Annotated in this window: 18 protein-coding genes; 5 read left to right on the forward strand and 13 right to left on the reverse strand. The window is 70.4% G+C overall.

Features of this window, described 5'->3' with window-relative positions; translation table 11 throughout:
* Positions 1–3: 3 nt before the first annotated feature.
* The 3 genes from rpsP to proS all read right to left on the reverse strand — a co-directional run bounded on the left by rpsP (position 4) and on the right by proS (position 2,992).
* Entirely contained in the window at positions 4–423 is a 420-nt protein-coding gene (gene rpsP / locus RMT89_RS28640) for a 30S ribosomal protein S16 (RefSeq protein ID WP_315886668.1), read from the reverse strand.
* A 300-nt stretch (positions 424–723) separates the two neighbouring features.
* Positions 724–1,320 (reverse strand): hypothetical protein, encoded by a 597-nt coding sequence (locus tag RMT89_RS28645; RefSeq protein ID WP_186282930.1) that lies wholly within the window; start codon positions 1,318–1,320, stop codon positions 724–726.
* A 259-nt stretch (positions 1,321–1,579) separates the two neighbouring features.
* Positions 1,580–2,992, reverse strand: coding sequence for a proline--tRNA ligase (gene proS / locus RMT89_RS28650; RefSeq protein WP_315886669.1), 1,413 nt, complete (start codon positions 2,990–2,992; stop codon positions 1,580–1,582).
* A 198-nt stretch (positions 2,993–3,190) separates the two neighbouring features.
* On the opposite strand from proS, the gene RMT89_RS28655 reads away from it, so the two are divergent.
* Positions 3,191–4,048 carry an SAM-dependent methyltransferase gene (locus tag RMT89_RS28655; RefSeq protein WP_315886670.1) on the forward strand — a complete coding sequence of 286 codons (858 nt, stop codon included), beginning with the start codon at positions 3,191–3,193 and terminating at the stop codon, positions 4,046–4,048.
* A gap of 154 nt (positions 4,049–4,202) precedes the next feature.
* A complete protein-coding gene (locus tag RMT89_RS28660) occupies positions 4,203–4,808 on the forward strand; it encodes a hypothetical protein (RefSeq protein ID WP_315886671.1) in 606 nt (201 codons plus the stop codon).
* Positions 4,809–5,025: 217 nt separating this feature from the next.
* On the opposite strand, the gene ffh is transcribed toward RMT89_RS28660, so the two are convergent.
* The 5 genes from ffh to RMT89_RS28685 form a co-directional block, all read right to left on the reverse strand.
* On the reverse strand, positions 5,026–6,579 hold the full coding sequence (gene ffh, locus RMT89_RS28665; protein WP_315886672.1) for a signal recognition particle protein: 1,554 nt from the start codon (positions 6,577–6,579) through the stop codon (positions 5,026–5,028).
* Positions 6,580–6,662: 83 nt separating this feature from the next.
* The gene (locus RMT89_RS28670) at positions 6,663–9,110 is read right to left on the reverse strand and encodes a [protein-PII] uridylyltransferase (protein WP_315886673.1); all 2,448 of its coding nucleotides are present in this window, start codon (positions 9,108–9,110) and stop codon (positions 6,663–6,665) included.
* A 30-nt stretch (positions 9,111–9,140) separates the two neighbouring features.
* Positions 9,141–9,479, reverse strand: coding sequence for a P-II family nitrogen regulator (locus RMT89_RS28675; protein WP_003997576.1), 339 nt, complete (start codon positions 9,477–9,479; stop codon positions 9,141–9,143).
* Positions 9,476–10,813, reverse strand: coding sequence for an ammonium transporter (locus RMT89_RS28680; protein WP_315886674.1), 1,338 nt, complete (start codon positions 10,811–10,813; stop codon positions 9,476–9,478). The genes RMT89_RS28675 and RMT89_RS28680 overlap by 4 nt, the downstream gene beginning before the upstream one ends.
* Before the next feature lie 324 nt (positions 10,814–11,137).
* Positions 11,138–12,628, reverse strand: a complete 1,491-nt coding sequence (locus tag RMT89_RS28685) for a hypothetical protein (protein ID WP_315886675.1) — start codon at positions 12,626–12,628, stop codon at positions 11,138–11,140.
* 458 nt (positions 12,629–13,086) lie between these two features.
* On the opposite strand from RMT89_RS28685, the gene RMT89_RS28690 reads away from it, so the two are divergent.
* Positions 13,087–13,743 carry a bifunctional DNA primase/polymerase gene (locus RMT89_RS28690; RefSeq protein WP_315886676.1) on the forward strand — a complete coding sequence of 219 codons (657 nt, stop codon included), beginning with the start codon at positions 13,087–13,089 and terminating at the stop codon, positions 13,741–13,743.
* Between the two features lie 63 nt (positions 13,744–13,806).
* Here RMT89_RS28690 and ftsY read toward each other — a convergent pair whose 3' ends face one another.
* A complete protein-coding gene (ftsY, locus tag RMT89_RS28695) occupies positions 13,807–15,015 on the reverse strand; it encodes a signal recognition particle-docking protein FtsY (RefSeq protein ID WP_315886677.1) in 1,209 nt (402 codons plus the stop codon).
* A 293-nt stretch (positions 15,016–15,308) separates the two neighbouring features.
* Between ftsY and RMT89_RS28700 the strand changes: the two genes are divergently transcribed.
* Positions 15,309–16,280 carry an LLM class flavin-dependent oxidoreductase gene (locus tag RMT89_RS28700; protein ID WP_315886678.1) on the forward strand — a complete coding sequence of 324 codons (972 nt, stop codon included), beginning with the start codon at positions 15,309–15,311 and terminating at the stop codon, positions 16,278–16,280.
* 90 nt (positions 16,281–16,370) lie between these two features.
* On the opposite strand, the gene RMT89_RS28705 is transcribed toward RMT89_RS28700, so the two are convergent.
* The 4 genes from RMT89_RS28705 to RMT89_RS28720 form a co-directional block, all read right to left on the reverse strand.
* Positions 16,371–17,783, reverse strand: a complete 1,413-nt coding sequence (locus RMT89_RS28705) for a sugar porter family MFS transporter (protein ID WP_315886679.1) — start codon at positions 17,781–17,783, stop codon at positions 16,371–16,373.
* A 185-nt stretch (positions 17,784–17,968) separates the two neighbouring features.
* The gene (smc, locus tag RMT89_RS28710) at positions 17,969–21,553 is read right to left on the reverse strand and encodes a chromosome segregation protein SMC (RefSeq protein ID WP_315886680.1); all 3,585 of its coding nucleotides are present in this window, start codon (positions 21,551–21,553) and stop codon (positions 17,969–17,971) included.
* Between the two features lie 212 nt (positions 21,554–21,765).
* Positions 21,766–21,969 carry a hypothetical protein gene (locus tag RMT89_RS28715; RefSeq protein WP_009327638.1) on the reverse strand — a complete coding sequence of 68 codons (204 nt, stop codon included), beginning with the start codon at positions 21,967–21,969 and terminating at the stop codon, positions 21,766–21,768.
* Between the two features lie 378 nt (positions 21,970–22,347).
* Entirely contained in the window at positions 22,348–22,629 is a 282-nt protein-coding gene (locus RMT89_RS28720) for an acylphosphatase (RefSeq protein WP_315886681.1), read from the reverse strand.
* 160 nt (positions 22,630–22,789) lie between these two features.
* Between RMT89_RS28720 and RMT89_RS28725 the strand changes: the two genes are divergently transcribed.
* A complete protein-coding gene (locus tag RMT89_RS28725; protein WP_315886682.1) occupies positions 22,790–23,896 on the forward strand; it encodes a CAP domain-containing protein in 1,107 nt (368 codons plus the stop codon).
* Positions 23,897–23,921 lie beyond the last annotated feature (25 nt).

Below are 23,921 nucleotides of genomic sequence, written 5' to 3' on the forward strand. Positions count from 1 at the left end.
TGCTCAGGCCTCGGTCGACTCGGACTCGGCGGCCGCCTCGTCCTTCTTCTCAGCCTTCTTCTTCTGGGTGATGGCCTCACCCTTGCCCTCGTCGTCGCCGCTCAGGGCCTCGAACGAGGGGCGCGCGGCCTTCTCGGCCGGCTGCAGCAGCGGCGCCGGGGCGGGCTCGCCCTTGAACTTCTGCCAGTCGCCGGTCTTCTTCAGGATGGCGAGCACGGGCTCGGTCGGCTGGGCGCCGACGGAGAGCCAGTACGCCACGCGCTCGGCGTTGACCTCGATGCGCGAGGGGTTCTGCACCGGGTGGTACAGACCGATCTCCTCGATCGCACGACCGTCACGACGGGTACGGGAGTCGGCGACGACGATGCGGTAGTGAGGCGAACGGATCTTGCCCAGACGCTTCAGCTTGATCTTGACTGCCACGGGAGTGGGTTCTCCTGGTTTTGACGTGGTTGGGCACGGCGAGATGGCCGCGTGGGGTTGCGGTACCCGAGTGCCCGATGGACGCGTCAGCCGGAGGAGAGAGGGGTCCTGTGCGGCTGTCGAGTACAGCTAGCCATTGTGCCACACCCCGCGGCTCACTTCGGACCGAGGGCGGCTGCGCGCGGGCATGCCTGAGCAGCACCCGGCGCCCGGGCACCGCTACGACCGCACAGCGGCACCCCGGCGCACCCAGGTCACTCACCCGACCGGCAGCCACGAGTTGCCGGTAGTCGGTCAGTGCTACGCCGCGCCCACGACCTCGGGGATCCGGAACGGCTTGCCGCAGCCGCCGCAGACGATCGGGGCCTGGGCCAGGACCGAGGGGACGACGCGGACATTGCGGCCGCAGTCGCAGACCGCCTTGACGCGTACGCCGCCGCCGGAGGAGCCGTGCCGGGCCGCCGGGCCCCGGAAGGAGCGGGCCGTGTCCGCCGAGGTGGCCGCCGTGTGCGCCTTCAGGGCGCGCTGGAGACGCTCGATCGTCGGGCGGTAGCGGCGCTTGGCCTCCGGGTTGAGCGTGACCAGCGAGAAACCGCTGCTGGGGTGCGGTTCGTCGGGGTGGTCCAGGCCCAGCTCCTCGGCGATGGCGAGGAATCTGCGGTTGTGGTAGCGGCCGGCACGGGAGGTGTCGCGGACTCCGCGGGCGGCGGCGATGCCGTGTACCGCCTCATGGAGGAGCCGCTCGAAGGAGAGCTCGTGTCCGCACGCGGACGACGACTCTCCGATCAGGGACTCTGGCGCGGCGAGATCCGGCAGCTCGGGGTGGTGCCGCTGAATGTCGGCCCACGCCTGCGCCAGCTCTGCGGCGAGAACAGGTGGTGTCTGTGTCGTGCTCACGTAATGACAACGAGCCGGGGTGCCTCTGTGTTCCGATTCCGGGCCATCCCAAATAATTTGCACGTACCCGTCAGTTGCCGCTGATGCGTCCGGACGAGGGCGGGTGCGCTGATCTGCGGAGAAGCCTCACAGCTCACCACAAGCTGGTGCGTAGTCTGACGTACGCACCCGCGCGTAGACCGTCTCCGCGCGGCGGGGTGACAGTGTCGCGCAGAGGCGCAAGAGGCCTTTCGGTCGCTCTCGCGCCTTCTGCCTCGTCTCAGTAAGCGCGCGCGACGATCGCGACGTTACCCGGCGCGTCCTCGTCGGCCGGCACCGACCCGTCCTCGGCGACCAGACACCGCACGGTCACCGAGTGCTCGGCCAGCTTCGCCTCGCCCGCAGCCCCGAGCACCGCCCACGGGATGCGCGCCCATCCGGTCGCGGTGGCCTCGACGGCCTCCTCGATCGTCGACACCTCACTCGTACGGGACTCGCGGCGCTCTCGGGACTGCTTCAGCAGCAGCTCCTGGTCGTCCTCCAGGATCCCGGGCAGCAGTTCCACAAGGGACTCGACGGCCACCGGCTCCTTGCCGCCCGGAATCCGGCGCGCCACCATCGCGGTGCCGTTCTCCAGGTCACGGGGCCCGATCTCGATCCGTACCGGAACGCCCTTGAGCTCCCAGTCGACCGCGCGCCGCCCGAAGGGGGTGTCCGTGCGGTCGTCGACCTGGACCCGGATGCCCGCCGCCTCCAGCCGGTCACCCAGCTCGCGGACCTTGGCCAGAACCGCCTCCTCGCCCTTGATGGCGAGGACGACGACCTGGATCTGCGCGAGCCGCGGCGGGACACGCAGGCCGTTGTCATCTCCGTGAGCCATCACCAGGGCGCCGATCATGCGGGTCGTCGAACCCCAGGAGGTCTGCCAGACGAGCTCCTGCTTGCCTTCCTTCGACAGGTACTGCGTGTTGAAGGCCCTGGCGAAGTTCTGGCCCAGCTCATGGCTGGTGGCCATCTGCAGCGCCTTGCCGTCGCCCATCATGGCTTCGAGCGTGAGGGTGTTGATGGCGCCCGCGAACCGCTCCTTGAAGGTCTTGCGGCCGGGGACGACATCCATGGCGAGGAGATTCACCATGAAGTCCTCGTAGACCTGACGATGGATGTGCGCGGCGAAGTCGCGGGCGTCCTCGTACGTGGCGTGCGCGGTGTGGCCCTCCTGCCAGAGGAACTCGGTCGTGCGCAGGAACAGCCGGGGGCGCAGCTCCCAACGCACCACGTTCGCCCACTGGTTGATCAGCAGCGGCAGATCGCGGTAGCTCTGCACCCACTTCGAGAAGTAGTCGTTGATGATCATCTCGGAGGTGGGCCGGACGACCGCGGGCTCCTCCAGCTCCTTGCCCCCGCCGTGCGTGACCACCGCCAGCTCGGGCGCGAAGCCCTCGACGTGGTCGGCCTCCTTCACGAAGTACGACTGCGGGATCAGCAGCGGGAAGTACGCGTTCTGGGTGCCCGTCTCCTTGATGCGGGCGTCCATCTCCGCCTGCATCCGCTCCCACAGTCCGTACCCGTACGGTCGGATCACCATCGTGCCGCGCACCGGCCCGTTGTCGGCCAGCTCGGCCTTGTTGATCAGATCCTGGTACCAGCGCGGGAAGTCTTCCGCCCGCGGCGTGAGAACGGGTGCTTTTGCCATGGCGCGATGGTACGGGCCCACGTTGCCGGATTGTGAATTCTCGCCTCAGGCACGGCCCAGCCACAAGCAGGGCCCGACGACCCCTGGACGCCGGGTCGAGCGCGGAGTTTCCTGGCATACGGGGGGAGAGCGAGCGCACGTCACGGGGGCTCAGGAAACGGGCACAGCGGCAACTCTCGGCGGAATGGGGCGCTTTCGATGACACCTACGCTCGTGCGGCAACACCTGTCTCATACGGGATCCTCACCCCGTGTGGACCTGTGGGCACGCGCGCGTGACTGGTCCGAGATCCAGGAGCGGATGCTGGTACCGCTCTACGAAGCCGTCTACGAGCGGCTCGAAGTGGGCTCCGGCACCCGGCTGTTGGGCCTCGGCTGCGGTTCCGGGCTCGCCCTGCTGATGGCGGCCGCCCGGGGAGCGGCCGTCACCGGTGTCGAAGCCTCCTCCCCCGAGCGGCTCGCCCTCGCCCGGCAGCGGCTGCTGCCCGAGCCCTGGGGCGCACACGCGCGTGCCGGGACCCGGCTCACGGTCGGCTCACCCGGCGACGCGGCCGACGCGGAGACGCCCGCGTACAGCCTGGTGACCGCCTTCGAGCCCATCGGGTGTCTCGCGGGCGACTCGGAGGGACTCGGCGAACTGCTCCAAGGGGCGAAGCCGCTCGCCGAGCGGGGGGCGCCCGTGGTGCTGGCCGGCTGGGGTCCGCCGGAGCGCTGCACCACGTCGTCCGTGCTGCGCGTGGCCACCAAACTGGCCGATCCGCTGCGCAGCGCGGGCAGTTGGCGCCCCGCCCTCCGCGACGACCTGGAGGAGGTCGCCCAGCGCTCCGGACTGCGCCCCGACGGCTCCGGACGGGTGGCGTGCCCCTTCGGCTACGCCGACGTCGACAGCGCCGTACGAGGACTGCTGTCGACCGGGCTGTTCGACGCGGCCATCTCCGCGACCGACCCGGCGCAGGTGGACAAGGAGCTCACGGAGGCGCTGCATCCGTACCAACGGCCGGACGGGACCGTGTGGATGCCGAACGTCTTCCGGTACCTGATCGCCCGCGTCCCCTGAAGTGCCGGGCCCGGTAAGAGAGTTCCTGGAAATGCAGGTGTGAATGGTGTGAAGAAAGCGAAGCGGGCCCGCTCCCGCTTCGCTGAACTGCGCGCCCTCCCCTTAGCCTGACGAACCGCTCGGGGGACCTACACATCTGCATACAGGAGCTGTTGTGCTGTACCGCAAGACCGCGCTGCGTCTGGCCGCGCCCGTCGCCGTCCTCGCCCTGGCGCTCACCGCCTGCTCGGGCGGGGACGACGAGGCCGACGCGAAGAGCCCGGCCACCTCGCAGGCGAAAGCCTCGCCGTCCCCGTCGAAGGCGTCCTCCGGCGGCGAGCTGAAGGCCGGCGAGAGCGCCACGGGGGTGTACGAGGAGGACCAGGGCAAGGTCACGTACGAGATCCTCGCGGAGCAGGTCGACATCGGCACCGAGGCCGAGGCCGCGCAGGCGGTCGCGGACCCCGAGGACGCCAAGGGCCTCGTCCTGGCCGCCGCCCGGGTGAAGTTCACGCACAAGAGCGGCCCGGCGCTGACCGGCTCGCCCCAGGTCGGCGACGAGACCACCGTCTGGGCCGACGGGCAGCGCGGCTCGATCCTCATCGGCGCCGCCGAGGACGCGGCCGGCTGCGAGGACCCGTACGACGTGGAGAGCTGGAAGCAGGGCGAGAGCCACACCTTCTGCGAGACCTACCTGGTGCCCGCCGACGCGCAGAACGTCGAGGTGCACTGGGAGGAGGCCGAAGGGGAGCCGTACATCTGGACCTTCCCGAACAGCTAGGCGGGCCGGAGGGGTGACCGGAAGGCCTACCCCTCGTCCCCCTGCCTCCAGCGCGTCCAGTTGACCCAGGTGATCGCGCGGTTTGCGGCAGGCCTCCGCTCACCCCCCGGCGCGCGACCGTCCCGAGAGCAATGCAGGTTCGACACAAAGCTGCGCTGCTGGACGACCCCGAGGGCGCCCCGTGGAACAAGGGCGCCCTCATCGCCGTATACGGAACTCAGCCCATGAACTTCTTGAACTCGTCCGGAAGCTCGAAGTCCTGAGGAACCTGCTGGCCCGGCACGCCGAAGGCGCCGCCGCCCTGGGCCGCGGCCGCGCGCCGGGCGGCCTCCTCCTGCTCCTGCTGCTTGCGCTTCATCGGGTTGCCCGAGCGCTGCTTGCCCTTGGCCTTCTTGGGCTGCTTCTTGCTGCGGCCGGGGCCGCCGCCCATGCCCGGCACCCCGGGCATGCCCGGCATACCGCCGCCCTGGGCCATGCGGGACATCATCTTGCGGGCCTCGAAGAACCGCTCGACCAGGTTCTTCACCGCGCTGACCTCGACACCGGAGCCCTTGGCGATACGGGCGCGGCGCGAGCCGTTGATGATCGTCGGCTCCTGGCGCTCGGCCGGGGTCATCGACTTGATGATCGCCGCGGTGCGGTCGACGTCCCGCTCGTCGAGGCTGTTGATCTGGTCCTTGATCTGCCCCATGCCGGGCAGCATGCCGAGCAGCTTGGAGATCGAGCCCATCTTCCTGACCTGTTCCATCTGGGACAGGAAGTCGTCGAGCGTGAAGTCCTGGCCCTTCTTGGAGGCCAGCTTCTCCGCCATCTTCTGGGCTTCGGCCTGGTCGAAGGTCTTCTCCGCCTGCTCGATCAGGGTGAGCAGGTCACCCATGTCGAGAATGCGGGAGGCCATCCGGTCCGGGTGGAAGGCGTCGAAGTCGTCGAGCTTCTCACCGTTCGACGCGAACATGATCGGCTTGCCGGTGATCTGCCGGATCGACAGGGCGGCACCACCGCGGGCGTCACCGTCGAGCTTGGAGAGCACGACGCCGTCGAAGCCGACGCCGTCGCGGAAGGCCTCGGCGGTGTTGACCGCGTCCTGACCGATCATCGCGTCGACGACGAAGAGGATCTCGTCGGGGCCGACCGCGTCACGGATGTCCGCGGCCTGCTGCATCATCTCCTGGTCGATACCCAGGCGGCCGGCGGTGTCGACGATCACGATGTCGTGGACACGGGACTTCGCGAAGTCGATGGAGTCCTTGGCGACCTTGACCGGGTCACCGACGCCGTTGCCCGGCTCCGGGGCGTACACCGCGACCCCGGCGCGCTCGGCGACGACGCTGAGCTGGTTCACGGCGTTCGGGCGCTGAAGGTCACAGGCGACCAGCAGCGGAGAGTGCCCCTGCTCCTGCAGCCACTTGCCGAGCTTGCCCGCGAGGGTGGTCTTACCGGCACCCTGCAGACCCGCCAGCATGATGACGGTGGGCGGCTGCTTGGCGAAGCGGAGACGGCGGGTCTCGCCGCCGAGGATCGTGACGAGCTCCTCGTTCACGATCTTCAGGACCTGCTGCGCCGGGTTCAGCGCCTTGGAGACCTCGGCACCGAGCGAACGCTCCTTGACGCTCTTGATGAAGGTCCGGACGACCGGCAGCGCGACGTCGGCTTCGAGGAGCGCGATGCGGATCTCGCGCGCGGTGGCGTCGATGTCCGCCTCGGAGAGCCGTCCCTTGCCGCGCAGGTTCTTGAAAGTCGCTGAGAGGCGATCGGAGAGAGTATCGAACACGGCGCTCGCGGTCCTCGGGGTCGGTGGCAGCTGGGAATCGCCCTCCAGGGTATCCCGGCCGCACGAGTTGCCGGGATCCCCGTTCAGCCCCGCAACGTCTCCTCCAGTTTCCGGGCCACCGCAGAGGCCTCCTCACGCGGCAGCGGCGCTCCCTCGGGGCCTGTGACATAAAAGGCATCCACGGCGTTCGCGCCCAGCGTGCTGACGTGCGCGCTGCGCACCTGTACCCGCGCGTCCTCCAGCGCCCGTCCGATCCGGAACAGCAGTCCCGGGGCGTCCTGGGCGCGGACCTCGATCACCGTGGCCAGGCGGGAGGCGGCCGGGTGGACGGTGACCCTGGCGGGCGGGGCCAGTACGCCCCGGCGGCGGGGGTAGGCCGCGTCGCGCTCCGCGAGGCGGGCGGCGATGTCCAGGGAGCCGTCCAGGGCGCGGACCAGATCCGCGCGCAGTCGGGCCGCCTGGGGCAGGGAGCCGTACTCCGCGGCAACGCGCCAGTTCAGGAGGAGAACGGAGCCTTCGACGCCGTCGGGGAGGTCCAGGGCGCGCAGCTCGGCGGTGCGGACCGTGAGGCGGTGCATGGCGAGGACGCCGGCCACCGCGGGCAGGACGCCCGGCTGGTCCGGCACGGCGATGAGCAGCTCCACACCGAGCGGTTCGGGATCCCCGGCAGGCTGGTCGTCCGCCGGCGGCTCGGTCTGCGCGCGCAGCGCCAGCACCGGGCTGCCCGTCGCGACCGACTCGATGGCGAGGCGCTCCTGCTCGGCGGTGGGGGCGGCGGCCTCCGGCTCCTCCGGCGCGTCCCCTGCCAGCACGGCCGCGACGCGTTTGACCAGGTCGGCGACGAGTGAGCCGCGCCAGGACGACCAGGCGGCGGGCCCGGTGGCCAGCGCGTCCGCCTCCGTCAGCGCGTGCAGCAGCTCCAGGGTGCCCTGCGAGCCGACCGCCTCGGCGACCGAGCGGACCGTGGCCGGGTCCTCCAGGTCACGCCGGGTGGCGGTGTCGACGAGCAGCAGATGATGACGTACGAGGGCGGCGAGTACGGCGACGTCCTCGCGGTCGAAGCCGATCCGGGCCGCCACATCGCGGGCGATGATCTCGCCGGCCACCGAGTGGTCGCCGGGCCAGCCCTTGCCGATGTCGTGCAGCAGCGCGGCGACCAGCAGCAGGTCGGGGCGGTGGACGCGCCGGGTGAACTCGGAGGCGCGCACGGCCGTCTCGATGAGGTGCCGGTCCACGGTCCAGATGTGCACGGCATTGCGCTGGGGGCGGCAGCGGACCCGCTCCCAGTCGGGCAGCAGGCGGGTGATCAGGCCTTCGGCCTCCAGCGCCTCCCAGACCTCCACGGTGGGGCGGCCGGAGCCGAGCAGGGTGACGAGCTGTTCGCGGGCCTCGGCGGGCCAGGGTGCGGGCAGCGGGCGGGTGGTGGCGGCCAGGCGCCGTACGGCGTGCAGGGAGAGCGGGAGTCCGGCCTGCGCGGCGGCGGCCGCGGCGCGCAAGGGCAGCACGGGGTCGCGCTCGGGGCGCGCGGCGCGGGCGAGCACCACCTCGCCGTCCTGCTCCACGACGCCCTCGGCCAGCGGCGACCGTTCCGTCACCGGCTTGCCGCCGCCCAGCATGGCGCGCAGCCGGGGCCGCACGGCGCGCGACCGCAGTACGCGCCCCACTTCACGCCAGGTGACATCACTGGCGTACGAGATGACCCGTGCCGCCTCGTACACCTGCCGCAGCAGGGTGTCGGCGTCGAGCAGGCCCAGTTCGGCGGCGACCTGGTCCTGTTCCTGGAGCGCGAGCCGGTCGGTCGCGCGCCCGGTGGCCAGGTGCAGGGCGTCGCGTACGTCGAGCAGCCGGCGCCGGGCGTCGTCGAGGCCCTCGCGGGGGGCGTCGGCCAGCCAGGAGGCGGCGACGGCGCGCAGGATGGTGGCGTCCCGCAGGCCACCGCGGGCTTCCTTGAGGTCGGGTTCCAGGAGGTACTGCAACTCGCCCTGGCGTTCGGCGCGTTCGGTGGTGAGTTCCTGGAGTTCGGGCAGGCGTTTGGGCGCCTGGTTGCGCCAGTCGGCGAGGACGGCCGTCCGCAGTCCCGCGGTCAGGCCGAGGTCGCCGGCGATGTGCCGGGCGTCCAGGAGGCCGAGTTGGACCTTCAGATCCTCCCCGGCCGTCTTGCGCGCCTCGGCGGGCGTCCGTACCGAGTGGTCGAGGGCGAGGCCGAGGTCCCAGACGGGGTACCAGATCCGGTCGGCCAGGGCGGCGACCGCGTCCGCGTCGGCGCCGTCGTGCAGCAGGAGGAGATCGAGGTCGCTGCGCGGGGACAGCTCGCCACGGCCATAGCCGCCGACGGCGACCAGGGAGACTCCGCGCAGTCCCTCGGCGCCGGCGGCGAACAGGCCGGTCAGCCAGTCGTCGGTGAGTTCGGCGAGGGCGGTACGGCGCGGCGGCCCGGACCGCGCCCCCTCGGTGAGGAGGCGCAGCCGGGCCGCCGCGTAGCCGCTGGGTCCCGAGTCCTCTGCATCCTTGCGAACGTCCGTACTCGTCACCCAGCGACTCCTGTCTTTACTTCTGTGCGTTCAGAGCGCGTCCGGCCCACGCTCGCCGGTGCGGACCCGCACGGCCGTCTCGACCGGCAGGGACCAGACCTTCCCGTCACCGATCTTGCCGGTGCGGGCCGCCTTGACGATGACGTCGATCAGCTGCTCGGCGTCGTCGTCCTCGGCGAGGACCTCGATGCGGATCTTCGGGACCAGGTCGACGGTGTACTCGGCACCACGGTAGACCTCGGTGTGGCCCCGCTGACGACCGTAGCCGCTGGCTTCGGTGACCGTCAGGCCGTGGACTCCGAAGGCCTGGAGGGCTTCCTTGATCTCGTCGAGCCGGTGGGGCTTGACGACTGCGGTGATGAGCTTCATGCGTCCACCTTCTTGCTCGCAGAGTCGGCGGCGGGGGCCGGGACGGTGCTCCGGGCGGCACCGCCACCGGCACCGCTGAAGTCGTATGCGGTCTCGGCGTGCTCGGCCTGGTCGATACCGGCGACCTCGTCGTCCTCGGAGACCCGCATACCGATGGTCTTGTCGAGGATGAAGGCGAGGACCGCGGAGACGATCAGGGAGTAGGCGAGGACGGCACCGACACCGGCGCACTGCTTCCAGAACTGCTCCAGGCCGCCGCCGTAGAAGAGGCCCTCGACCTCGGACTGGCCCTTGCCGCTGGCGAAGAGGCCGACCAGCAGGGAGCCGACGATGCCGCCGACCAGGTGGACGCCGACGACGTCGAGCGAGTCGTCGTAGCCGAGCTTGTACTTCAGGCCGACCGCCATGGCGCAGAGCAGACCGGCGATGGCGCCGACCGCGATGGCGCCGAGCGGGGAGACCGCACCGCCCGAGGGGGTGATGGCGACCAGACCGGCGACCGCGCCGGAGGCGGCGCCCAGCGTGGTGAACGCGCCGTGGCGGATCTTCTCGTAGAGGAGCCAGGCGAGCATGGCGGCGGCGGTGGCGACCTGCGTGTTGACGAACATCAGCGTGCCGACGCCGTCGTCGTTGCCGAGCCACGAACCGGCGTTGAAGCCGAACCAGCCGAACCACAGGAGACCCGCGCCGAGCATGACCAGCGGGAGGCTGTGCGGGCGCATCGGGTCCTTCTTGAAGCCGACGCGCTTGCCGATGACCAGGATCACACCGAGGGCCGCGGCACCGGCGTTGATGTGGACGGCCGTACCACCGGCGAAGTCGATGACGCCGAGGTCGAAGGCCCAGCCGCCCTCACCCCATACCCAGTGGGCGACGGGGAAGTAGACGATCGTGGCCCACAACGCGACGAACAGCGCCCAGGCCCCGAACTTCACGCGGTCGGCGAGAGCACCGCTTATCAGGGCGGGCGTGATGATCGCGAACATCAGCTGGAAGACCATGAAGGCCAGCAGCGGGATGTTGTACGACCCCCACAGTTCGCCCGTCTCGACACCGCTGAGGCCAACCCAGTCGGAGTTCCATCCGATGACGCTGCCGGAGTCGGTGCCGAACGCCATGGAGAAGCCGTACAGCACCCACAGGATGGTGACGATCCCCAGGCTGATGAAGCTCATCATCAGCATGTTCAGGGTGCTCTTGACCCGGACCATGCCCCCGTAGAAGAAGGCCAGGCCCGGCGTCATCAGCATCACCAGGGCGGAGCAGATGAGCATGAAACCTGTGTTGGCGGCAGAGAGCTCCGTCTCTGCGGCAAGCGTGATGGCTGGTGCCATCGGCGTCTCCTCGTCGTTGGTACGGCCCCGTGCGGGCGAAGCCTGAGCGGATTGAGGGGTGGGCCGGTTATGCGCCATGAGATTGGCGCAGCGCGGTTTCGGTGGAAGCCCCTCGTTGTTTCGCCGCCGTGACGAAGGCGCTGTGGGTGTTACGCGTCGATGAACTGCCGGATTCGGTGCGCGTCGATCGTTATCGTGGCGCAACCTTCGGATGAAGGTATGAGCCGGCCGCGGGCGGCCTTCCGATGACCTGGCATGGGGGAGCCGAGTCGGGCAGTTCGGGAGGGCCGGCCGCGGCCGGGGCTTGAGCGGTGGTGCGGATTCTCAGACCGCCTCGGCGGTCTCGGGCAGCTCGACGGCGAGCCGGTCGGTGAGGTCCACGACCTCGTGCAGATCACCGAAATCGCGTACGGCCGTGTCGACCGTCTTTCGGATACGAGTGTTGACGCGCTCGGAGCGCACCTTCTTGGCGACGGTCATGGCGTCGGTGGCGTACTGCGCGCTCCGCTCGGGCTCGCGCTGGAGGAGATGCACGGTGGCCATGCCGATGAGGTTGAGCGCGTAGGACCGCTGGTGTTCGGAGTCCTTGGCGAAGAGGTCCACGGCCCGCTGCATCAACGGCTCGGCGAGTGACGCGTAGGTCGGGCTGCGGCCCGCGACATAGGCGAGGTCGCGGTAGGAGTGGGAGTTCTCGCCGTACAGCTCGGCCTCGGAGAAGAAGCGGATCCAGTCGGGGTCGGGCTCGTCCCATTCCTCGGCCTCGCCGAAGGTGTCCTCGGCCATCCGCACGGCCCGCTTGCACTTGCCGGGCTGGCCCATGTTGGCGTAGGCGCGGGCCTCCATCGCATACAGCATCGACTGGGTGCGCGGGCTCGCGCAGTCCCGGCTGCCGTACTGGGCGAGGTGGACCAGTTCCAGGGCGTCGTCGGGCCGGCCCAGATGAATCATCTGGCGGCTCATGCTGGAGAGGATGTACGAGCCGAGCGGCCGGTCGGCGGCCTCCTTGGCGGCGTGCAGGGCGAGGACGAAGTACTTCTGCGCGGTGGGCTGGAGTCCGACGTCGTACGACATCCAGCCGGCGAGTTCGGCGAGCTCGGCGGCGACCTTGAAGAGGGTGCGGGTGGTGGACTCGGGCTGGGGTTCCTGGAGGAGGTCGGTCACCTCGTGCAGCTGGCCCACGACCGCCTTGCGGCGCAGGCCGCCGCCGCACTGGGCGTCCCACTGCCGGAACATCACGGTGGTGGACTCCAGCAGTTCCAGCTCGGGCTTGGAGAGCCGGCCGCGGCGGGCCTGGGCGGGGGGCTCGGGCTCGGTGCGCGGGGCCGTCGGGGCGGGGACGAGCCAGCGCTGCATGGGCTCGATGAGGGACGGGCCCGCGGACAGGGCCAGCGAGGTCCCGAGGAAGCCGCGCCGCGCCAGCATCAGGTCGCTGCGCGAGAACTCGCTGAGCAGGGCGATGGTCTGCGGGCCCGTCCAGGGCAGGTCGACTCCGGACACCGACGGTGACTGGCGGGCGGCGCGCAGGCCGAGGTCCTCGACGGAGACGACGCAGCCGAACCGCTCGGAGAACAGCTCGGACAGGATCCGCGGGATCGGTTCGCGCGGGTTCTCGCCGTCCAGCCAGCGGCGTACCCGGGAGGTGTCGGTGGAGATGTGGTTGGCGCCCAACTGGCGCGCCCGGCGGTTGACTTGGCGAGCGAGTTCGCCCTTCGACCAGCCGCTGCGCACGAACCAGGACGTGAGCAGCTCGTTCGGGCGCTTGTCAGCGTGCGTTGCGCTTCCGGCGCTCGTGTCGCTTCCGCTGTTGCCGCTCACTGGAACGCCCCCATCCCTTGGACCACTTGTCACCGAGTGCGCCAAGCCCTATCAGAATGCCGGTAAATACGGCTGCCCGTCCGGAAGTTCTCACCCTTCGAACGGAAAGCCGAGTTGCCTCCGGCATACCCGCAAGTGCAAGCGCCCCCAGGACTCGTGCACTCAAAGTAATCCTACGATCACGGGTCCAGCCATGGCGATCCCGGAAACGCCACCATTCGCCACCCCTTCGAATGAACTCACGGTCGTCTCCACACGATTCACTTGACATAGGACGACCGGGCATGGGCGGAGCGGTGCACTCTGGGGCGCGCAGCGTCGGACGCACCACCCGGGACGCTTCCGAGCGCCGCCCGGGATGCGTGGAGCCGGGCGCGAGAAGGCACAAGGTGGACACAGAGGGTCACGATCCGCACCCGCGTCGTAACCGCTGACGCGCCGGACCCGTTGGAGGGGGCATGGGCTTCACGATCGCCGGCATCCGCGAGATCCGCTCCGGCACGCGTCGACGCGGCCGGTCGTCGGAGTGCACCGCCGTCGCCGAGTTCACCGGTCTGTGGGGCTGGGACGTGGTGCCGGGAGCGCGAGCGGCGGCGGGCGAATGCTCCTGCGGCCGCGCGGACTGCCCCGAACCGGGCGCCCATCCCCTGCACTTCGCGCCCCGGGTCCCGGCCGGCGCCACCCTGGACGAGGTCTCCCGCACCTGGTCGGAGTACCCCGGCGCCGCGGCGATGCTGGCGGTCGGCCGGGCCTTCGACGTGATCGAGGTGGCCGAACCCGCCGGGCGCCGCGCGCTGGCCCGTCTGGAGCGCATGGGCCTGCCCCTCGGCCCGGTCACCGCCACCCCGGACGGCCGCGCCCACTTCTTCGTCGCCCCCGGCGCCGCCGCCGAGCTCCCCGAGCTGCTCTACCGCATGGGCTGGGACGACCCGACCTCCCTCGACCTGCGCGGCCTGGGCCCCGGCACCTGCATCACGGCCCCGCCGTCCGACCGCGGCGGCCTCGGCCCCGTGCGCTGGCTGCGCTCCCCCGCGCTGGACTCGGCGACCAAGCCTCCGGCGGCGCGACTGCTGCTCGGCACCCTGGCCTACGTCGCCCACCGCTCCCGCGCATAGCGAAGCGCCCACCTCCTCGACGGGGGCGGGCGCTTCTTCACATACCCACTTCGGTAGGCGGGCTCACTCGCCGATGAGCGCATCCACGAACGCCTCCGGCTCGAACGGCGCCAGGTCGTCCGCACCCTCGCCCAGCCCGACCAGCTTGACGGGCACGCCCAGCTCGCGCTGCACGGCGACCACGATGCCGCCCTTGGCCGTACCGTCCAGCTTGGTCAGGACGATGCCGGTGATGTCGACGACCTCGGCGAAGACCCGGGCCTGCACCAGCCCGTTCTGACCGGTGGTCGCGTCCAGCACGAGCAGCACCTCGTCGAGCGGCGCGTGCTTCTCCACGACCCGCTTGACCTTGCCGAGCTCGTCCATGAGGCCGGTCTTGGTGTGCAGCCGGCCCGCGGTGTCGATGAGGACGACGTCGGAGCCCATCTCCTTGCCCTCCTTCACCGCGTCGAAGGCGACCGAGGCGGGGTCGCCGCCCTCCGGACCGCGCACGGTGTGGGCACCGACCCGCTCGCCCCAGGTCTGGAGCTGATCGGCGGCGGCGGCACGGAAGGTGTCGGCGGCGCCGAGCACGACGCTGTTGCCGTCGGCGACCAGGACCCGGGCGAGCTTGCCGGTGGTCGTGGTCTTGCCGGTGCCGTTGACCCCGACGACCATCACGATGCCGGGCTTGCGGTCCTCCGGCTCGGTCTTCACCGTCCGGTCCATGTCGGTGCCGATCAGCTTGAGCAACTCCTCGCGCAGCAGGCAGCGCAGCTCCTCGGGCGTGCGGGTGCCGAGCACCTTCACCCGCTCGCGCAGGCCCTCGACCAGCTCCTGGGTGGGCAGCACGCCGACGTCGGCGGTGAGCAGAGTGTCCTCGATCTCCTCCCAGGTGTCGTCGTCCAGATGCTCGCGCGAGAGCAGCGTGAGCAGGCCCTTGCCGAGGGCGTTCTGGGAACGGGACAGACGGGCCCGCAGCCGCACGAGGCGGCCCTCGGCGGGCTCCGGGACCTCGATCTCGGTCGGCGGGAGCTCTTCGACGACGGGCGGTTCCTCGACAGCGGTGGCCGGGCCGCCGGGAAGATCCACCTCCTCTATGGTCCGGCGCGGTTCGTCGCGCGGCGTCTCGGCCTCGTCGCCGACGTGCGGCTCGGCCGGAGGGGCGGTGATGTCGGGCGCTGCGGGGGGCGGCGGGGGCAGCTGCTTCTTGCGCCGGCTGCCGACGACGAGCCCGCCGAGAGCACCGAGCACGACCACGGCGATGACTACAGCAAGGATGACGATGTCCATAACGCCTCCAGTATGCGTGACCCCCTGTCCGGCCAGCCGCCACCTGATCAGGGCCGCGCGCCCTCGGGCCGGGCCGGCCCGCCGTCGGCCTCGCGCCGGTGGGAAGCCCTCCGGGACGGAGTCACAACGCGTCCGGTGTCGGACGACGGTGGGGTCCGCGAATGCGTACCCAGGGCGTGTCATGACTCATGAGGTGGGCGGTGACACGCACTTGCCATTCCCAGCCCCTGGCTATCTGATGCCCCGTCAGCTACCGTCCTCCCGCCGAAAGCCGCCCGTCGGAGGGGACCCCCATGCCCGTCACGGTCGTACGCTTCAACCTCGTCGAGCCCGACGCGACCCCCGCCTCGCTGGCCGCCCGCTACCGCACCGCCCTGGAGATGGCCGCGTACGCCGACGAGCACGGGATCACCACCGTGCAGACCGAGGAGCACCACGGCGTCGCCAACAACTGGCTGCCCTCGCCGTTCGCCTTCGCGGGCGCGGTCTTCGGCGCCACGAAGCGCGTCGCGGTCACCGTCTCGGCGATCATCGGTCCGCTGCACGACCCACTGCGGCTGGCCGAGGACATCGCCGTACTGGATCTGCTCGGCGGCGGCCGCCTGGTGACCGTGGCCGGGATCGGGTACCGGCCCGAGGAGTACGCGCTGTTCGACGTGGACTGGAAGCGGCGCGGCCGGATCCAGGACGAGGTCCTGGAGACGCTGCTGAAGGCCTGGACCGGCGAGGAGTTCGAGTACCGCGGCCGTACGGTACGCGTCACCCCGCGCCCCTTCACCGAGCCGCACCCCCTGCTGCTGGTCGGCGGCTCCTCGAAGGCCGCCGCACGCCGGGCCGCCCGCCTCGGCCTGCCGTTCTTCCCCAGCGCGCACCTGCCGGAGCTGGAGGCGTACTACAAGGAGCGGCTCATCGAGTACGGCACCGAGGGCTGGACGATGATGCCGGCCGCCGAGACCCCGCTGCTGCACCTCGCCGAGGATCCGGACCGGGCCTGGGCGCAGTACGGCGCGCACTTCCTGCACGAGGCACGGACGTACGCCTCCTGGCAGTCGGGGGACATCCGCTCGGCCGTGCGGTCGGCGGCCACGACGGTGGACGAGCTGCGCGCGGAGGGCGTGTACCGGGTGCTGACGCCCGAGCAGTGCGCGGCTCAGGGCCTGGACAACCTCGTGCTGCATCCGCTGTGCGGCGGGATGCCGCTGGAGGAGGGCTGGCGCAGTCTGCGGCTGCTGTGCGAAGACGTACTGCCCCGGCTCACTGACTGAGCCGGGGCAGTACGTCTTTCACGAGTACGAGGAGAGGGGCAGCGGGGACTTGGCCCTTCTCCCCGAGTCCGGGGGGCTCCCCTGTGGGGGTCAGCCCATCTCCTCCAGCTTCTTGCCCTTGGTCTCGGGCACGAACTTGAGGATGAAGGGGATGGAGAGGAAGGCGAACACCGCGTACATGACGTAGGTGAGCGACAGGTTCCACTCCGACAGGTCCGGGAAGGTGATCGTGATGACCCAGTTGGCGATCCACTGGGCCGAGGCGGCCACACCGAGCGCGGCGGCGCGGATCTTGTTCGGGAAGACCTCGCCGAGCATGACCCAGACCACGACACCCCAGGACAGGGCGAAGAAGAGCACGAACGCGTTGGCGGCGATCAGCGCCACGGCACCCTGGGCGGTCGGCAGCGGGTCGTTGCCGTTCTGGTAGGAGAAGGCCCAGGCGGCCAGCGCGAGCGAGAGGCCCATGCCGACCGAGCCGATCAGGGCGAGGGGCTTGCGGCCGATCCGGTCCACGAAGATCATCGCGATCACGGTGCCGATGATGTTGATGATCGACGTCTCGAACGAGTAGAAGAACGAGCTCGACGGGTCCACGCCGACGGACTGCCACAGCAGGTTCGAGTAGTAGAAGATGACGTTGATGCCGACCAGCTGCTGGAAGACGGAGAGGCCGATACCGATCCAGACGATCGGCAGCAGACCGAACTTGCCGCCCAGCAGGTCCCTGAACGTCGACTGGTGGTCGCTGCGCATGGCGTCGTCGATCTCGGCGACACGGGCGTCGAGGTCGATGTCACCCTCGACGTCGGCGAGCACCTTCTTGGCCTCGTCGGTACGGCCGACGCTGATCAGGAAGCGCGGGGACTCGGGGATGGCGAAGGACAGCAGGCCGTAGACGAGGGCCGGTACGACCATCACGCCGAGCATCCACTGCCAGGACTCCAGGCCCGCGATCTTTCCGCGCTCCTCGCCATCGGCCATGTTGAGGATGGCCCAGTTGACGAGCTGCGAGACGGCGATGCCGATGACGATGGCGGCCTGCTGGAACGAGGCGAGCCTGCCCCGGTAGGCCGGCGGGGCGACCTCGGCGATGTAGGCGGGACCGATGACCGAGGCCATACCGATCGCTATGCCGCCGAGGACACGCCAGGCGGCGAGGTCCCACGCGGCGAAGGGAAGGCCGGAACCGACGGCCGACACGGCGAACAGCACCGCCGCGATCTGCATGACACGGATACGGCCGATACGGTCCGCGATCCGGCCGGCGATGGCCGCGCCGACCGCACTGCCGAGCAGGGCGCAGGCGGCGACCGTTCCGGTGGCACCCGAGCTCAGGTCGAACCTGTCCTGGATGCCGCCGTTGGCGCCGTTGATGACAGAGCTGTCATAGCCGAACAGGAAACCGCCCATGGCGGCCGCGGCCGTGATGAAGACGACGTGCCCGAGGTGTTCGGGGTGCGTCTTCGCTCCTGACTGGGGTGCCTGCGCTGTGCTGGTCACGTGTAACTCCTTGGGCACCGGCAACGCTGCCGGGTGGGTCAGCCCCTCCAAGTCGAGGTACCTGAAGGTAAAAGCAACGTTGCAGAGACTATGCCTTCAGGTTTCGAAGTCAAGAGGCAAATGATGTGACCTTTGAAGCCCAAGATGACGGTGTTGTGTTCAACTCTTGAAGGAAGAGGAGGGGCTTAGCGCAGGCGCTGGCTGATGACCTTCGACACACCGTCGCCCTGCATGGAGACGCCGTACAGCGCGTCGGCGACCTCCATCGTCCGCTTCTGGTGGGTGATCACGATCAGCTGCGAGGCTTCCTGCAGCTCCTGCATGATGCGGATCAGCCGCTGGAGGTTGGTGTCGTCGAGGGCGGCCTCGACCTCGTCCATGACGTAGAACGGGCTGGGCCGCGCCTTGAAGATCGACACCAGCAGCGCGACGGCGGTCAGCGAGCGCTCGCCGCCGGAGAGCAGGGAGAGCCGCTTGACCTTCTTGCCCGGGGGCCGGGCCTCGACATCGACGCCCGTGGTGAGCATGTTGTCGGGATCGGTCAGGATCAGCCGGCCCTCACCCCCGGGGAACAGCCGGCTGAAAACGCCCTCGAACTCCCGGGCGGTGTCCCGGTAGGCCTCGGTGAAGACCTGCTCGACCCGCTCGTCGACCTCCTTGACGACCTGGAGCAGATCGGCGCGGGTCTTCTTCAGGTCCTCCAACTGCTCACTGAGGAACTGGTGGCGCTCCTCCAGCGCGGCGAACTCCTCCAGGGCGAGCGGATTGACCTTGCCGAGCTGCTGGTACGCCCGCTCGGCCGCCTTCAGCCGCTTCTCCTGCTCACCGCGCACGAAGGGCTTCGGCCGGTTGCGCGGATGCTCCGGGTCCTCCGGCAGCTCCTCGCCCTCGGCGGGCGGCGACGGCGGTACGAGCTGGTGAGGGCCGTACTCCTCGACGAGCCCGGCCGGCTCCACGCCGAGTTCCTCCAGCGCCTTGGTCTCCAGCTGCTCGATCCGCAGCCGCTTCTCGGCGCCGAGCACCTCACCGCGGTGCACGGAGTCGGTGAGCTTGTCGAGTTCGGCCTTGAGGTCGCGGCCCGTGTTCCGGGCGGCGGTGAGCTCCTGCTCCCTTGTCGCCTTGGCGGCCTCGGCGGCGGCGCGCTCCGCCTCGGCCCGGCCGAGGGACACCTCGACGTGCGCGAGCAACTGCCGGGCACCGGAGGCGACGGCCTCGGCGACGGCGGCCTCGTGCCGCAGACGCGCCCGCCGCTGCTCGGCACGCGCGCGTGCCTCGCGCTCCGCTCGGGCGGCGCGGTCGAGGGAGTCGGCCCGTCCGGCGAGCCCCTTGACCCGTTCCTCGTGCGTACGGACCTGGAGGCGGGCCTCCATCTCGGTCTGTCGCGCGTTGGCGCCATCGGCGGCGAGACGGTCGCGTACGGAGGTGTCGGGTTCCTCTTCTACGGGCATCTCCTCGGCGACTTCGAGCCGCTCGGCGAGTACCTCGACCTCTTCCAGGGCCTTGTCCAGCGCCTCCTGCGCCCGCGCGGCGGCGGCCACGGACCGCTCGGCCTCCCCGGCCGCGCCCCGCGCCTGCCCGGCGAGCCGGCCGAGCTGCTGGGCCACGGCGGACTTCTCCCGGTCGGCGGCGCGGCGCCGCTCGCCGAGCTCCTCTACGAGGGTTGCGCACTCCTTGCGGCGCGCACTTGCGGCTTGCTGCGCCTCGGTCAGCTCCTCGCAGCGGACGGCCAGCTCTTCCAGCTCGGCGGCTGCCTCGTCGACGGACGCCTGTACCTCGAGGAGGCTGGGTGCGCCTGCGGAGCCGCCGTGGGCGAAGTGGGCGCCGAGGAGGTCGCCTTCGGCGGTCACCGCGGTGAGGTCGGGGTGGGCGTAGACAAGGTCTTCGGCGTCTTCGAGGGTGTCGACCACGACGATTCCGTGCAGGAGGCGGCCTACCGCGGGCATGAGGTCGGAGGGCCCGCGGACCAGATCTGCCGCTTGTTGTTGTCCGGCGCCTGCGGGTTCGTCGTGGCTGGGCGCGCCGTTCCCCGCGCCCCTTTGGGGCGCCTGTGGTGATCCTGCGAGAAGCAGCGACGCCCGTCCGCCGTCCTGCTTGCGCAGCAACCGGATCGCCTCTGCCGCCGCGGCCGGTGATGTCACCGCAAGGGCGTCCGCCGCCGCGCCGAAGGCCGCCGCCAGGGGGACCTCGTAGCCGGGGGTCACCGTCAGGAGTTCCGCCGCCGGACCCAGCAGACCCGTGAGCCGGTCCTTCGCGCCCAGCAACGCGCCCGTGCCGTCCTTGCGGCGCAAGCCCATCGCCAGCGCCTCGTGCCGGGCCTGAGTCGCGGCGCGCTTGCGCTCGGCCGCCGTCGCCGCCTCCCGGGCCGCCGTCAGCGCGGCCTCCGCCTCCGCCAGCGCCGTCTTCGCCGCGTCATGCCGCTCCGCCAGCTCCGCGTCGCCCGCGTCGAGGCCGTCGACCTCGGCCTTCAGGGCCTCGTACTCCTCCTGTGCGGCGAACGCCCGCTCCTGGGCCTCGTCGCGGGCGGCGGCGAGGCGGTCGATCTCGGCCTGGGCGGAGGCGGCGCGTGAACGGGCGGCGTTGACCTGGCCGTTCAGCCGGGCCAGGCCCTCACGGCGGTCGGCGATGGCGCGGGCGACATCCTTCAGGCGCCGCTCTTCGAGGGCGAGTTCGCGCTCCAGCTCGGCGCGGTGGGCGACCGTGTCGTCCAGGGCGCGCTCGGCCGCCTCCAGGGCCGCTTCCAGCTCGGCCTCCTGCTCACGGATCCGGGCGGCCTCGCGCTCCATGTCCTCGGGGTCACGGCCGCGCCGCTCCTCGGGGGGCGCGGAGCCGGCGCTCCTCACGCGCGCGTCGGCGAGCGAGACGGTGCCGCGGACGCGTTCGGCGAGCTGGGAGAGCTCGTACCAGGTCTGCTGGGCGCGCTGGAGGCGCGGCGTGAGCCGCCGTACCTCGTCCTCCAGGAGCGCCTCGCGCTGGAGCGCCTTCTTCAGCTCCAGTTCGGCGGCTTCCTTGCGTTCCTTCAGGGCGGCCTCGTCGGCGACCTCGGCATTGAGGGCTTCGCGCAGCCGTACGAGATCGTCCGCCAGCAGCCTCAGCCGGGCGTCCCGCAGATCCGCCTGGATCACGGCGGCCCTGCGGGCGACCGCGGCCTGGCGGCCGAGGGGCTTGAGCTGTCTGCGCAGCTCGTCGGTCAGGTCCTGCACGCGCGCGAGGTTGGCCTGCATCGCGTCCAGCTTCCTGAGGGCCTTCTCCTTGCGCTTGCGGTGCTTCAGCACTCCCGCGGCCTCTTCGATGAAGGCCCTGCGGCCCATCGGATCCGCGTGCAGAACGGAGTCGAGCTGGCCCTGGCCGACGATGACGTGCATCTCGCGGCCGATGCCGGAGTCGGAGAGGAGTTCCTGGATGTCGAGGAGACGACAGGTGTCGCCGTTGATCTGGTACTCGCTGCCGCCGTTGCGGAACATGATCCGCGTAATGGTGACCTCGGCGTACTCGATGGGCAGCGCCCCGTCGGAGTTGTCGATGGTCAGCGACACCTCGGCACGGCCCAGCGGCGGACGGCCGGTGGTGCCGGCGAAGATGACGTCCTCCATCTTGCCGCCGCGCAGCGACTTGGCACCCTGCTCGCCCATGACCCAGCTGAGCGCGTCCACGACATTGGACTTGCCCGAGCCGTTCGGTCCGACGACACACGTGATACCCGGCTCGAACCGGAGTGTGGTCGCCGAGGCGAACGACTTGAACCCACGGAGGGTCAGGGCCTTGAGGTGCACGCCGCTGGACTCTACCTTCCGGGGGTGTCTCACTCCATGAACCCGCGGTTTCGCCTATGAACGTGCAGGGCACACCAGACGTTAAAGAGAGTGAAAGGATGCGCGGGGGAAAGAAAGAAGGGACGCCGAAGCGTCCCTTGCAACTTCTGACAACTTAGCGGTTGATATGGGCTGCCCAACCGCTGCGTTTGCCTTGTGGAGCGGTGCAGCGATCAGGTGAGCGCAGGCTCCGCCTGGTGTGCGTCGATGCTCTCCATGAGACTGTCGTGAGAAGCGGCAGCCGTCAGCGCGTCGTTCTCCGCCTGGATCCGTACAAGCTCGGATTCCAGGTCCTGCACGCGCTGCTGGAGCCGTCGCATCTCGGCGAGGAGTCGAGGGTCGGAGCCGCCGACGTAACCGAGAAGCGCCTTTGCCATGATGGATGGTCCTCCACACTGAGTGACCGACCGAAGCGGTGTGGGTCGTGAGGGATTCGCACCCACGGTGCTTGGCACTCTTGAGTTCTTGCTGCCGTTCTTACATGCCAAACAGCTAAGGTGCGCGGGGCTTTCAGCGTCTCACCAAAAAGTTTGACGGTCAACACGATCACGCCCCGTATTGGCGGGCATCCCGGGGGCGCGCGGCAAAAACGGCGGCGCTGCGACTCCTGCGGGGCCCTGAGGGCGTGGCGATCATCCTTACGTGCGGAACCTGCCGGCGCAAGCGTTTCTCGGCAACCACCTGGACCTTTCTGCTGGGGCCAGGTGCCGGTGGCATGCTCCTCCGCCTCCTCGGGACCCGACGGCGCCCCGTGATCACCGGATGGCGAAGCCGTCGTATCCGCCGCGCGGTGTGTCCCAGATCTCGGTGACGCCGTCCACACGGCCGGGCGTGTCGTCGCCCTGGAGCCAGTCGAGGAGCCCCTGACAGCCGGTGCGCGGACCCTCGGCGACCACCTGGACCCGTCCGTCGTCCAAATTGAGAGCAAAACCACTCAGGCCGCCGATCTCCAGCGCCTTGGCACGCGTGAACCAGCGGAAACCCACGCCTTGGACACGTCCACGCACCCAGGCAACCAGCCGCACATCCTCGCTCATGGGTGCAACCTAACCGGCCAATGTCTCACTGGGCACTTCCACACCCGACGCCATGCGGTACCGTCCCGACCCAATGAATCTCATATGAAACTCACTCGATCGGGTGGGTTTGGTTGATCGCAGAGGACGAGTCGACCGCACGGACGAGGAAGGCCAGGACATGGGACGCCACCGACGCTCCGCCGCCGGCCGCGCCGCCACGGGCCGCGCCACGGGGGTCAATCACACAGAGGGTTCCTCCCCGAGGAATCCTGACCCGCTGAACTCGTACCCGGACTCGCACCCGGACGACTCGGTGGGCATCGCGCCCTACCTGCACCAGGACGCGTACGCCGGCGCCTACGCGCAGACCGAGGCGTACCTCTTCGCTGGCGACGAGGGCTATGCCGAGGACTACGCCCGCGTCACGGACACCGCCGTCTTCGCGAGCGATGGCTTCACGCCCGACGACGGCTCCCGGCGCATGAGCTCGCACCGCAAGAAGAGGAAGGCCGTCACCCCGGTGCGCACCGGACTGCTCGGGGTCTCCGCGGCCGTGGCCCTCGGCACCGTCGCGGTCGCCACCGGCGTGCTGCCCGGCGGCGACAACTACACCCTCGGCGGGGGCAGCGGCGACAAGGTGCAGGCGGTCGATTCCCCGACCGGCTCGCCGAGCGAGCAGGGCGGCACCTCCGGCAGCGCGGAGAGCCGCGACGACAGCTCGCCGGCCAGCCGTGACCAGGAGCGGGCGGCCTCGCCGTCGGCGTCGCCGTCGACCTCGTCGGCCGCGCCGACCGAGACCCCGTCGAAGAAGCCGAAGGCCACTCCGTCCAAGAAGCCGAAGGCCACGCCGTCGCAGGTCGAGACCAAGGCGCCGGAGAAGACCAGCCCGCCGGTGACCCTGTCGGAGGAGGCCGCCGCCGCGGCCGCGGTGCTGAATCTCGTCAACGAGGAGCGGACGAAGGCCGGCTGCAGCCCCGTCGCCGCCAACAGCGCCCTGTCCGAGCTGGCCTCGGCCTTCAGCGAGGACATGGCCAAGCGCGACTTCTTCGACCACACCAACCCGGACGGCGAGAGCCCCTGGGACCGGGCCGCCAAGGCCGGTATCACCAACCTCGGCGCCGAGAACATCGCCCGGGGCCAGGCCGACGCGGCCGCGGTGATGGGCGCCTGGATGAACAGCCCCGGCCACCGGGCCAACATCCTGAACTGCGACTTCAAGACGCTGGGCGTCGGCGTACAGATCGCGCCCGGCGGACCCTGGTGGACGCAGAACTTCGGGTACTAGAAGCGCGTAGTCAAGCCGAAGACAA

It is taken from the genome of Streptomyces sp. P17, assembly GCF_032436805.1.
Lineage (GTDB): Bacteria > Actinomycetota > Actinomycetes > Streptomycetales > Streptomycetaceae > Streptomyces.